The sequence below is a fragment of the Ruminococcus sp. RTP21198st1_G1_RTP21198_201120 genome, from assembly GCF_040924265.1.
GTDB lineage: Bacteria > Bacillota > Clostridia > Oscillospirales > Ruminococcaceae > Hominimerdicola > Hominimerdicola aceti.
Genome location: NZ_JBCOMH010000013.1, coordinates 96,344 through 109,600 on the forward strand (window position 1 = coordinate 96,344; position 13,257 = coordinate 109,600).

Sequence of the window (13,257 nt, forward strand, 5' to 3'; positions counted from 1 at the left end):
AAAAGTCAACCGCAATTTAAGTGGTTGACTTTTCTTTACTTTATATTACAAATCAAGTTTCTATATCTTTTCTAGTAATCTTATAGCCCAACTTGGTAATCAGCTTGAGCGTTTCTATAGCAGTATTACGATCGTACTCTTTTTCAGATTCTGGTAGTTCATCATACGGTACAAGGCAAGGAGTGGTTTTCTTTTCAGTATCCTTAACTTCTCCATAAGTCCATCCTTCTTTAATGCGCCCAACTGCCCACACATCGTGGACATTGGCTGCTATCAACTCAGTAAGGGCTACAAGGTCATCTGAAAGCGTGATATCATTTGTTTGCATAGGATTTGGTGTGTACTTCATTTTTATTCCGTAACCGCCAACCAGAGCAGCGGGCAAAAAATGAGCCGAGATCAACCTCGGCTCAAATCCCGTATTCGGTTCATCACAATGAATTACTGTGAGCTGCTGTGAATTACTGTGCGGTGAAATACTGTCAGTTACTATGAAATACTGTGGATGAGAAGCTGTCACTTAACCTCAGCCTCGTTTTCGATGATTTGATGATATGTTCTGTGGCAGGTTTCAGGCAGTGCAGCACTCCACGGCATGATGCTGTCAAGCTGTTCTTCCGAAGGTGTTTTGCCCCACGAAGGAAGAACCAGCATCAGATAGGAGAGATAACCAAACACATTCAGTCCGTTTCGCTTGGCTGTTTCGATCACGCTCATGAAGAGAGCGCTCGCATCTGCACCCTTATCCGTCGCAGAAAAGAGAAAATTCTTACGGTCGATCACAAAAGGCTTAACGGTGCGTTCTGCAAGATTATTTGTCATTTCCACTTCGGGATGATCTAAAAACAGAAGAAGCTTGTCTTTCTGATTCAGGGCATAGGTGACCGCCGCGCCAAGGTGTGAACCTTTACTCGGTCTGAGCGTTCCGATGAAGTTGTAGAATTCTTCTATGATCGGTCTTACCTCTTTCTGCCGCATCTCCAATATCTTTTCCGGCGAGACGTTTGCTTTTCTTGCTTCACGCTCCAAGGCAAATGCTCTGTCGATGATCCCGACAGCTTTTACCGCTTTGCTGTTTTTATCATTTTCAGGTATGCTGTCCACAAACTTGCGGCGAGCGTGCGACCAGCAGCCTGCGTGCAGATATTCTCCCGAACCATAGGACTGAAACCCATCGGTCTGCACGATACCGTCATAACTGCCGAGAAGTTCCTCTGCGGTCACTTTTGAACGGTTGTCCCGATACGTGTAGATAGCGATCAGAAGCTTTGCTGACGCTCCTGTGCAGACCACCCACATCTGTCCCAGCTTTTTCACAGGCTTTCCCTGTATTTTCAGGACACGCAGCGTAGTTTCATCAGCGTTCAGGACGGGTTCGAGGTAAGCATACTTCCAGAAGTGCTTCACAACAGGTATAAGCCATTCTGAACTTTTGATGATCCAGTTTGCAAGTGATGTGCGGTTCAGGTAGATGCCCTGCATCTTGAAGTGCTGTTCCATACGGTAAAGCGGTTCGCCAAGCAGATATTTCGCCTCAGCGATATATGCGATCAGCTCTGCTTCTGGCAGACCTCTCGGAATGACAGGCGCAGGAGTCAGATCCGGAGCCTTCACAATATTCGCCTTATCTCCGTGCTTATCGCAGTGTTCACATTTGTAGACCTCACGAAAGTATGTGATCTTAAAGATCTTCGCAGGGATAATGCAGAGCCGTGTGGTGATGTATTCTTTTGAAAACGGCACGAGCTTACTGCCGCAGACCGCACATTTTCTCTGATCTTCGGGGAGCGTATGCACGATCTCTTTCGTTTCAAGATCACCACGCAGTTCATTTCTGCCGCGGTGTTTTCCGGTTTTCTTCGATTTTTTTGTGATGGAATCCTCGGTAGGCTCAGCGGCAGAAAGATTTGACAATTCTTCCGCTTCGTTGAACACATTACCATCCAGATCCATTTGTCCGTTGCAGATGAATTTCGATTTCTCGCTTTTCTGTCCGAAGAGCATCTTGTTCCGTTTGAGTATCTGCTCTTCCAGATGCTCGATGTGAAGAGCTTGATTTTCGTTCGATTTTTTCAGCTCATCATTTTCTTTTTCAAGCTCAGAGCACTTCTGCACAGCGGCTTCATATGCTGCTTTCAGTTCTTCGTATGTCATAGCAAAAGCACTCCTTTCCCTGAAATTCCGGACGGTTCATGATACTCTGATTATACCATGATTTGCCCGATCTTTCAAGAAAAAGAGTGCCATTGAAGCATAGAAATATTGTCCACATTACTGTATATTTTCATCGTGGAAAAGTCAGCATATATCCACACCGCCGGCTACTTTTTTGATTGCCTTTGGTTGGTCGATCGACAGTCCCTGCGTGAGCCAGATGAATTGTTCACGGGTAATACTCCTGACCTCCTGTTCATTGCGCGGCCAGGAGAATTTCGCGTCTTCAAGACGTTTGTACAGCAGCAGAAAGCCGTCATCTTCCCATAAAAGCACCTTCATACGATCTCTGCGCCTGCCGCAGAACAGAAACGCGCTGCTTGCGAACAGGTCAAGCTGAAACTGCTGCTGTACAAGTGCCGCAAGTCCGTCAATGGACTTACGCATATCCGTATGTCCGCAGACGATGTAGATATTGTCAGCAGTTAAGTCTTTCAGCATTCTTTCAGACCTCTCAGCAGCGTAAGCAGAAGCTTCTCGGATATATCTGCTGGCATTTCGACCTCGATCCCGTCTTTACGGACGATCATCTTTTGTGGGACAGCCGGTTCAGGTTTCCCAGGTTCAGCGCTGTCCGCAACACATTGTGTCTGCACCGCAGCTGTCGTGCAGGTGACGCTTTGAGAAACACTCAGCGGTACGATCTGCTGCAAAGGCGATCCAGCTCGTTTCAGCAGTTCTTTTCTCACCACATTCAGGCGTGAGTAGTATGTGTGCTGACTGATCCCCTTTTCCTTGCACCACGCTGTTACGGTCATACCGCTGCTCTGGCATTCCTGTATCTGATCTGCCCACTCCCTGTGACGAAGCTCGGTTTTTACTTCTCTGATCGTTGGCATATTCTCAGCTCCTTTCGGGGTAAATCCCTTTGGAACTATTTTATCGCTTTTTTAGTGCCGAATCAACGTTAGGGTGTGGTTGGCGGTTACTTTATTCCTCCATTTATATACCCACGCCCTCTTGCTTATTACAAGAGGGCATAGTATTTGATTTAAGTGTTTGATCTTTTCTTTCTGAACAGCCATATGCCGACTCCTACGAGGACAGCGATAATGACGCCTAATAGGATTCTAAACCAAAGGCAATAGAAAAGTCCTACCTGAATAAAGGATACTTCCTGCACAGTATAAGAATTTCCGGCTTCATCGACCAAAACAAAACTGAGATTGTGCCTTCCCTTATCCAATGTGTATGACAAAGATTTATCCGCTTCAGAGTAAGTGAAATTGGTCATCAGCACTCCGTTGTCATATACTTTACACTCATCGGGATTAAGTGATTCACTGATATCGGTAATAGTATAGGTCTTAGAATTTTTGATAAATGCCTTTCCTTTTTTCAGATCACTTGGCACTTTACATGATGGTGCAAGTGCATCAATCCTTATCCATGCAAGAGATATATTTGAAGTTTCTCCTTTATACGTGTTCTCTGCCCTTAAATAAATGTCCTTGTTCGTTCCTTCAGGATAATTATCTATGAAGAACTGACCTGGTAATGTGTAGCTATAAACACCTACCGCATACATATCTTCGCTGTTATCTGCGTTCAAACCAGTATCATCTGTTTTGCCATTTTGGTCTCGTAATACGATATTGGTTTTGGAATCTGTAGGAGCGAACACTGTGATTTTTAGATCCTTAAAATCATCAGGTCGTTTGCTAATTGGTGTCTTCTCATCTTTCTGCAACGAGTACCAACCTGTAGAATCCTTAACGTTATCCGCTTTTTTACTTTCCGTAATATAAGCAAGTACATCGGAATTCATCATTAAAACCGAGGTGTTTCGACACAGAACACTTTTATTCCCCGCTTTATCAACAGCCGTTAAATCAAACGAGTAAATACCATCTTTCTTGAACTCAGGTAATGCGAACACCGCCTCTTTCATCTTATTTTCGGTACCGGTCTCAACAATTTGCGTAATATCTCCGTTTTTAGAGGTTGAAGGAGCAATTGTTCCGATTTCTTTTCCACTTGTATATTCCGGTGTGTAAACAGTTAGTGCATACTCTATGCGATCAAGGTTTTTATCGTTCATGGCAACAGAGGGAATAAAGCCATCATCAACACCTGTATTATCAGTGAAAATTTCCAAGTTTGTATAAGCCTTATCAGTATCACTTACAGACTTTCCATTCCTCTGCGATATGACTGGATTTGTGAAGTCAATTTCAAATATTACAGATTCTTGTGATGGTGTTGAATTGGATGCCATGTCAAATGGAGTAACACTCACAACATAAATACCATCATATGTATCATATTTACCGTCTTCTTTCTTGTTTGAGAACGGTATGGTAAATGTGTGTTTGTCTTTATCTTTCTCATCAGTACTCCAAGTACCTCTTGAAACAATTTCCATCCCGGTCTTATCATGTGTTTCACCTGGATTTTTTCGCTTAATTTCAACGTGTGCCAATGAAGGATCAAAATTATGTTCAGTGATTGTTATTACAATGTTTTTGTCAATTTGACTAACACCAAAATAGTGCTCCTTATTTGATGTTTTAAACTCATTAAAATTAGTCTTAAGAACCGGAGGCGTCTGGTCTACAACAAAGGAAGTGGTTGAAGCATTCTGACTGTGATTTCCAGCCATATCGGTATAGGAAATATTATAGCTATAAACTCCGTCTTTAGAGATTGTATATTTTCCTATATGTACATTGGCGTTATTTTGATCATTCTCCCACGATGTAACTTCAACTTCATCATCATTCAACGTAAAATGTACATCTTTGGATCTGAAATTTCTTTCATCTATAGTAATTGTAACAACTTGATCTCCATTGTAATAAGCAGCATTTGAAGTTAGAGTTGATGAAATAGCAGGAGCAGTCTTATCTACATTATAGCTCTTTGTAGTTGCAGCTTCGACCTTGTTCTTTGCATTATCCGTCAGATTAACAGAAACAAGATTTTCATTTGTATCACTGGTTACAGTCACCATGAATTGTAAACTCGTAACAAGATTAGAGTCCTTTCCTATAGATTCATTGATGATAATTGCCTCGTCACCTGTGGTTTGAATATCTCCGTTCTCATTTACAGTTATAGTGCCTTGTTTGTTATCGTTTGCGATTGACCATTCTATTTCAGAGATGCCTGAAAAAGAATCCTCAACGGTAATAATAAGGGGAACATCTTGATTATAGAATACAATATTCGTGTCATTTTCCTGGTACACATTTGATGGAGATACTGTGCTTGATTCTTCAATTTTAATAGACGAAACATTTGCGTGAAGTTCCGCATCCTCAACTATAGTACCGTTTGCATATCTCAATCCTGATGTATGTTTATAATTGTCGTTTAAATAATTAGAGGAAGCCACATTATCAACAACAATCGCCCATATTTGCCCCTTGAAACCTTTCTCAATCTTAAATTCGGCATACCCCTCCTGAGAATTCCAGTTTTCTGTGCCACTGGCATATACTGTCATAGAAATTGGCTCTTGACTACCGGCTTCACGGCGATATAATGTGACATAATTTATGCCTGACGAAACATCTTCATCCTTTACATAAACACGCACAATTGTATCTTCCTTGAAGTAGTAGCCGTAAGTTGAATATTCAATATCGCTGCCATTTTCACCTTTAGATTCAAATCGGAATTCAGTTATCTCTGGATTCTTTGTATCGATATGAACAACTTTTTCACGCTTGTTTTTCAAGGACAACTCAGTATTTTCAGAAGCATAATTACCTGCATTATCTTGCGAATCAGAAATAAGGAGATAATGCCCCTCGGAGTCTATGTTATAGTTATATCGGACTTCATCTGTATATTTGGTTTTTGTCTCAGGAGAAGCAAACTTAATTGTTTGGTTCTCAACAACTACTCCGTCTTCAGTATGTGAGTACTGATCATAGACAGCATTATTATTGGAATCCTTCACATTCAAGGAAACATTATTCAAACCTGAGTCTTTGTCGGATGCAACTACTTCATAATTGAACGCAGAAGGATACCATATTTCACCATTAACGATGTGCTGATTATTCTCTGGTAGTATGATTTCAGCACTCGGCTTTACATTTTCCAGCTGCAACAATGTCGAACTAGATTCATTAGTTGAAACCACACCATCTATTATTGTTAGATAATAATTGGATTTATTTCCGAGTGCGTCTTCAATTATAAAATAAGCGGTACCAGAAGCATTTACAGGGAGAGTATCAAACACGAATTCTCTCGTTTGTCCATTTGAAGAAGATGAACTCACTTTATACTCTTCTTCGCCCCACTTAAGCTTTACCTTTTCGTCGGTTTCATCAGAAAAGCCACACCCAGATTCGTTATCTTCAACTTTAACAGAAAGGCTAACGGAATCATTGCCAAAAATTCCGAAAGTGAAGTACTTCAAAATAGAGGGTGTATAAGTATACCGATCTTCAATAACTGTAGGTGCATCTGTATCAACGTAAAACTCAAATGTACCATTGTTTTCATCGGTTATATTTCCAGCGAGATCTGTTGCTTGTACTTTTAATGTATAGCATCCATTTGCCTGATATTTGTCACTATTAATTTCAATAATATGTTCCTTACGATCTATGGGAACATTATACGAAATATCTACCGAACTTGTAGTTATTACAGTCTCACCATCAACTATCTCCTCATTATCAACTTCAATCGGTTCAGTGGTTAAAGTTCCAGAAGACAAATCATTAGGGGGGAACTTCTCGACTATCTTTCCATCGGGACCGATTACTGTGCAGGTATAGTTCTTCAGTCCTTTATCATCTTTTATGGTAATTGCAATCTCTTCCGAAAAAGATGATCCCCCATAATATTTTTTGCCATCCGCATCAACATATTGTGGTGTGGCAGAGAAAGACACAGTAGAATCATCTTGATCTTTGGGATCGTAGAATATATCACAATGATTATCTTTTGAATCGAGAAGATACGCCTCTTCACTTTTCGTATTATTGTGGCTCTTTATCACAAAGCTGATGGTGTTAACTCCTTGCTTATTAAGTCCATTTAGTTTGCTTACTGGGATGTAACAGTTTTTATATCTATAGTTGGACTTATCAGAGTATACGATTATTCCATTTCTTTCAGCTTCTTGCTGGTTTCTAACGCCCAAGCTTTGTTGTTTTCCATTAACATTTACAATAATACTATTAAGTGATGCATCATCAACTTCAAGTTTGATATAGTCGTTATTATTTGCATACACTGCGTTTGAGTATGGATATGTTTTTGATCTTTCATCACCGAAAATGAGAGAATGCTTTGATGTGGCTTTCTCAAGCTCTTCCTTATTATCTGAGTATACTACAGAAGCTTCTTTTATAATTGGCTTTGAACTGTTTACAGCATCAATTACGAAAGTCTGCTCGTTTTTTGCTTTGTCTCTGACAATAAAGGTAAGTGCATTGTTGGCAAGATTCTCATCATTATTTATATTGATTTCAAATTTATACCCACCATTAGATTCGGTATAGGCGATGTATTGTTCTCCGCCGTTACCAATTTTATATGTAACCGATTCAATTCCAGAGCCGTTCTCATAAAACGTTGCATCAGTCGAAAAGCTACGCTGCGACCACCAGAAATTTCCAGGTTGTGGCCAAAACGGATCAGACATATTGACAGCAAACTCTGTAGGTTTTGTTTTATCGAAATTATAATGAAAAGTCTCCTCTGCCACTTCATGATCAGAGTCATTGTCATAGGCAGCCCAAAAATGAACATAATGATGATTTTCAGGAATAACATCCGCTAATGCTTCAGAGTCCCATTCAGAATTCCACACACTTGCTGATTCATACGCACCCCAGTCAAACTCGTTTTTATCTGATGTTTTGTAATAGATTGATACATTCTCAGTCGGAATTGATGTTACAAGCCAGTTTAAAGTATTACTCCACTTGTTCTCATCCGTATCAATTCCTGATACGCTCAAATAAGGCTTAGAAGTGTCTTTTATAACAATAGATGTGTGCTGAATATTGCCAGCCTCGTCAATTACATAAAAAACCACTTCGTGATCAATCATTGACGGCTCACCATGGAGATTGAATCCGTACTCGCCGTTATTATCATTAAGTGAGATTCTATTGCCTACAGCTTCGATTTCGGACTTTTTTGTCAGCTCGCTGTTATCAAGTACATAGTAAATTTCAAGATTAGAAGACAGATTATCACTTATTGAGGATGAACTTTTTATATCAAAAGTCTTGTCATCGATTCTGATTTTTTCTACACTGAAAGCGTCAGGGATTGTTGTATCATACTTATAAGGTAAAGCCTGACAATCAACGACTTCATCCTGATCATCTTGTTTTCTAACAGCCCAGAACTTAATATATCCCTCGCCGTCTTCAAACGTCGTACCATCATTCCAAAGTTTGGCATCAGAATCAGAATAAGTTCCCCACATATGATTAGCAAGAGGAGTTTCACTTGTCTTGTAATATAACGTTGCATCCATACTAACATCTACAGTCCACTCATCAAAATTATTTGTCCAGTTATTGGGAATGACAACATTTAACTCCAAGTCATTTTCTTCAGTGGTGGGCTCAGATACATCCGCGATTTGCTGCTCAACACTATCTTTGAGATCTACAGTATCTTCAGCAATAGCCACAAAACTTGGGGCATTATAACTGAAAGCAAGTGCAAGTGCTGAGATAAAAGCAAACATTCTTCTTGCGTTTTTCATTGATGTACTCCTTTCTTAACTGCAAATGCGTAATTATTTCCATTTAAGACTGAATGAATATAAACAGAGAATACCAGTAGTGATAGCGTTATGCTCAATACCAATATCTCACTAGAAAACGAAGTCTTTACAATAATAAAAGCAATTGCCGAAATGATCATAAGAATATCGATATATTTGCTTTTCTTATTTTTAAAGAAACAAAGGATTCCTGGAAGGACGTATTTTCTATAATTATGCTTCTGACGGATCTTACCTAGATAATGCGTTAGTATTAAACCTACAATTAGTCCTATCCAGAATATGAAACCGACCATATATGCTATTGCTTTTTGCAGTTTTGTTCCTTCAAAATTAGAAAAAGGAATCAGAATAAATGATAAAGCCGATATGAGAAATGATATCACACTATACAGCAAAATACCGCAGTATCTGTTTTTACTCATGTTTATCATCATCGCTTTCTTCGTGAGAGTTATCGCTTTTCGTTGGCTTTAATAGATTATGCAAAGCTTTATATGAAGTTCCATTAATATATTCTTTTTTGAACAAGCTGTTTCCCTTCCTTCGATAAGGAAAGTACGCAAATGCTCCTAAAACAAATGCGATCAATGCAACGAACAGCGAAAGCATCATGAAAAGGTGCCAAGATTTGTAGTTAATTCCAAGCGTGCTATGAAGGCCCGTTATGACTGCAAATATAATAAAAACACCCAGCATGCAAGTGCAAGCAGCAAATCCGGTGAAAATGCCGTAAACAATGTTACCTATAACAGGTTTTTTCTCGAATCTTCTGTCAAAAGTCATCTTGATTCGTTTTATGAATTCCACATTTGCCACCTCACATTTTTTCAAGACTATTAAGCGTTTCAATAACCTCTGAACGTTTCACGCTTTTTTTCTCAGCTATCTGATTTATGACATAGTCGCCTTTGTTGTTTAAGGTAACGGCTAGCATCTTGATAATGGTACGGTACTCTTTTAAGTTAGCATTTTGTACAATCAAATCATACGCATCTACATAATCATAATCATTTTCTCGATCAACGCAGTAAAGAGCTATTGCCAGCTTGTAACCAATATCGTCTGTAGAAAGGCCTAGCGAATTGACACTCGCCGCAATTGAAGGCAACTCAACTGGATTAGCATGCTCAATAATCTTATCAGCATATTGGATCTTATCATTGTTATCATCAAGCTGATTAAGTAATGTAATCATAAGTGTCGCCTCTGAGGAATTAATCACATTATCATTACATAAGAACACGAACGTTTCATCACAAACTTCAAGTTCCTGTGCTCCAGTTGCCAATTCCATTCGTTCAAGTGCGATTTCAGACAGCTCCCCCTGCTTTGTGGTTTGATATGCAGAATCTCCTTGTTCTATGTGATTATTTATCTCACTGACCAGGTTATTCCAGTTGCTTTTTGCGATTCGAGCACCAATTGCTCGATAAACACCCGATATCAGTAGCAACGAAAGGAAACAACCAATGCAAATTCCAAATGTTATAGAGGAATTTTTTACTTGTTTGTTTTCCCCCTTTTTAACAGTTGGAATAGAGTCTCTTGCATCTTCCAAATCACGAATTATCTCGTCATATCCATGATAGAATGCTGGATCATTCATATACCCATCTAAGCGTTTGCGAGTGCATTTCTTTATAATATTCTGTAAGGCAAGATTATATCTTCCACCTAATGGTCCAGTACATTCAAGAGATAAATCTCGCTCATAATAAGAATCGTGATTCAGCAAATGCGATTCATAAAAGCGTGATTTACGGTTTAAAGTTGAGAATTCTTCGCTGTTAGTTACTAATTCAACAATATTTAGGCATTCCCAGAAGGTTGCCCCAAATGAAAAAATATCGCTTTCAATTGACATTCTTCCAATTTCAAAGCCATTTGTTTTGTCTTCACTTTTATCATTGAGTAGAGTTAATGGGAAACTGTCATCTATTGCAGCCCTAAAAGCTTCCGGGGCTGCATAACCAATCGTTCCATGACAAAATGGATGGTTGATGTCTTCTTTGACTCTGACACCATTATCATTTATGTACTTAAATGGTGCGAGCTTATGATATATATATCGATCACGCTCATCTAAAAATTCTGATCGTCCAAAATCAATTAAAACTAATTCTTCGCTTTGGCTTGTGACCATGATGTTTTCGGGTTTTATATCAAGATGCAGCACTTTCTTTTTGGATGTCATGCTTATAAATTGTAATATACCACACAGACTCAGCATATAATGCAACATTTTATCTTGATATCTGAAAAAAGTTTTTTCATCTTTGTATTTTTTTAGAACTTCTTCCTTTTCAAAGTCCTTAAACTCATGGTATTTAATCCAACGATTATCTTTAAACTTCTCAAGTCCCCAAAACTGCCTGATACAGTATTGTTCCAAAGACCAACCGTCGATATATTCTTCAACAACACAGAAGCAAGGTATCATTGCACCATTTAATTCAATGCTTTTACTTCGGATGTGCTTTGATATTTCTGGCGTTTTCAAATCAAAACTTTCGCCAAGATCTTCTATAACATCATATATCCGAGCCACACTACGACACTCTTGAAGTTCTTCAAATATTCTAAGTTCATTATTCGTAAATCGCTCAAAGCGAGAACGAGAGTAGGGCTTAAACTTCAAAACACAAGAGAATGATAACTCTTCTTCATCTTGACCGTTTACAGAGATTTTTCTGCCTTTAAATACAAAGCTTTCAGTTCCCTGGGCAATAAAGCCATGTGGGAAATCCTTTTCATCTATCTCATAAATGAATTTACTGCCCTTTATCTGGGTACTCACCGAATCACATCTCTTTCTAATCCAAGTTCTCTGGTAAAGCTAAAATTCCAAAAATAGATTGATCTACCTCGGTATCGTTGCATTCAAAAAGAACGATCTCAGTCTTAATGTCATCGTTGGTTTCATCAAAAAGTTCAATATTTCCGAGATCGTCTGAACTATTAACCGTTTTGTTCATTAATTTCCACCTTCCTCAGAAGTTGGATTTTCATTGAACGCAGCTAAATCGGCATCAAGCTGCAAATATGCATCTCTTGCACTTTTTACAGCCCCTTCATTTATCGCATCGAGAACTTCTCCAACACTTCCGATTTTTTCAAGAATGTGTTCAACCTCTTTTCGATATTGATTAGCACCAGCACCTTGCCATTTTCCGAGTAATGCTTCGTTAATCCGTTTGAATTCCTTTATAATATTATCAAAGTCCGTTTTGGCTACCTGACTATCCTTTTCAAATTGTACAAGCTTTTCGATATCAGCACATCTGATATGATTACCATCAGCCATTACTATTACCTCCATTTGTCTTGCCTAATAAACTTCATCTTCATGAGCTTGTCAGCTTCTATATCATAAAAATAACCATCCCCAGTTTCACATCGAGCATATTCTTCCCTTAATCCTTTTACATCCATACTGCCGAATACTGTCTTTTGTCCTCGTTCAGCAGCAAATTCTGCGATACTATCGAGTAAGAAAATAGCATTTAATGAATTATTAAAAAAGTTATTGCTTTCTTGATCTGTAATTTTTTGCACATCAGTGAAAATAAAAATCAGATCTTTTTCTTCGGCGATGGCTGCGAGTTTTGGAAGAATGTTGTTTATAAACTGTTTCTCACCATTAGCGCTTAAATAAAGCATTTTACTCTGAAGAATAAATACCGTCGGTTTAATCGGATTTAGTTCTTCGTTGTAAGACGGCATAAGTCCTGCCATCTCCTCACCGTATATATAAGTTGCCACAGGAGATTTAAGTTGATTATTAGAAATTCCATTCCAAGTGAGATCCATGTAATAATCATTAATGAAATGGTAAAACTGCTGAAACGGTGATAAAGTCTTCTTGAAACCAGATGCAGTAGTCGGTTTATCTATAATGTCCATAAAATCAGTTGGGGTTTTTTGATTCATTCCACTATCGTTATTTGGAGGGAGCGGTGAGTTTCTCTTTGTTTCATAAAACTTTATACAGTCCAAACCAAGTGATTCACATCTATTATAGAATTCTTCAAGCTGCTTTCTTCCGTCATCAAAAAATACAAACCTCGAAGATGATTTCTTTTTAAATAAATCCTCAAGAATGACTCTAAGCAAGTTTGTTTTTCCATATCCTTTTTTTCCATAAATGCCGAGTACCCTTGATTCTGAGAAATCGATTGTCACCGGACAAAAGTCAATGTAATCCAAACCAACAGAAACAGGACAAGGAATCCAAGGAATATTTTTTTTCGTTGTTATAGGTTCTTGTTTTAAACGTTGATACTCGTCACGAGTCAAATCGCCATTGAATGTCAGATGCTTCTTTACAC

General features: G+C 38.7%; 9 protein-coding genes and 1 pseudogene. All 10 read right to left on the bottom strand.

From position 1 onward, the window contains the following. Positions 1 to 52: 52 nt before the first annotated feature. Complete coding sequence (locus AB5627_RS09815; RefSeq protein WP_368369825.1) at positions 53 to 520, bottom strand: RyR domain-containing protein; 468 nt, start codon at positions 518 to 520, stop codon at positions 53 to 55. Continuing rightward, entirely contained in the window at positions 517 to 2,154 is a 1,638-nt protein-coding gene (locus AB5627_RS09820; RefSeq protein ID WP_368369826.1) for an IS66 family transposase, read from the bottom strand. The genes AB5627_RS09815 and AB5627_RS09820 overlap by 4 nt, the downstream gene beginning before the upstream one ends. Positions 2,155 to 2,298: 144 nt before the next feature. Continuing rightward, positions 2,299 to 2,655 (bottom strand): IS66 family insertion sequence element accessory protein TnpB, encoded by a 357-nt coding sequence (tnpB, locus tag AB5627_RS09825; RefSeq protein WP_368365433.1) that lies wholly within the window; start codon positions 2,653 to 2,655, stop codon positions 2,299 to 2,301. After that, positions 2,649 to 3,053 (bottom strand): IS66 family insertion sequence element accessory protein TnpB, encoded by a 405-nt coding sequence (locus tag AB5627_RS09830; RefSeq protein WP_368365432.1) that lies wholly within the window; start codon positions 3,051 to 3,053, stop codon positions 2,649 to 2,651. Before AB5627_RS09830 ends, tnpB begins: the two co-directional genes overlap by 7 nt. Before the next feature lie 152 nt (positions 3,054 to 3,205). Beyond that, positions 3,206 to 8,905 (bottom strand): hypothetical protein, encoded by a 5,700-nt coding sequence (locus tag AB5627_RS09835; RefSeq protein ID WP_368369827.1) that lies wholly within the window; start codon positions 8,903 to 8,905, stop codon positions 3,206 to 3,208. A 438-nt stretch (positions 8,906 to 9,343) separates the two neighbouring features. Further along, positions 9,344 to 9,736, bottom strand: a complete 393-nt coding sequence (locus AB5627_RS09840; RefSeq protein WP_147338136.1) for a hypothetical protein — start codon at positions 9,734 to 9,736, stop codon at positions 9,344 to 9,346. Between the two features lie 10 nt (positions 9,737 to 9,746). After that, positions 9,747 to 11,726 carry an AarF/UbiB family protein gene (locus AB5627_RS09845; protein ID WP_117904557.1) on the bottom strand — a complete coding sequence of 660 codons (1,980 nt, stop codon included), beginning with the start codon at positions 11,724 to 11,726 and terminating at the stop codon, positions 9,747 to 9,749. A 16-nt stretch (positions 11,727 to 11,742) separates the two neighbouring features. After that, entirely contained in the window at positions 11,743 to 11,904 is a 162-nt protein-coding gene (locus tag AB5627_RS09850; RefSeq protein WP_181979835.1) for a hypothetical protein, read from the bottom strand. After that, the gene (locus AB5627_RS09855) at positions 11,904 to 12,233 is read right to left on the bottom strand and encodes a hypothetical protein (RefSeq protein WP_117904555.1); all 330 of its coding nucleotides are present in this window, start codon (positions 12,231 to 12,233) and stop codon (positions 11,904 to 11,906) included. The genes AB5627_RS09850 and AB5627_RS09855 overlap by 1 nt, the downstream gene beginning before the upstream one ends. Positions 12,234 to 12,238: 5 nt before the next feature. Next, a pseudogene (locus AB5627_RS09860) lies at positions 12,239 to 13,257 on the bottom strand (hypothetical protein); the annotation flags it as partial.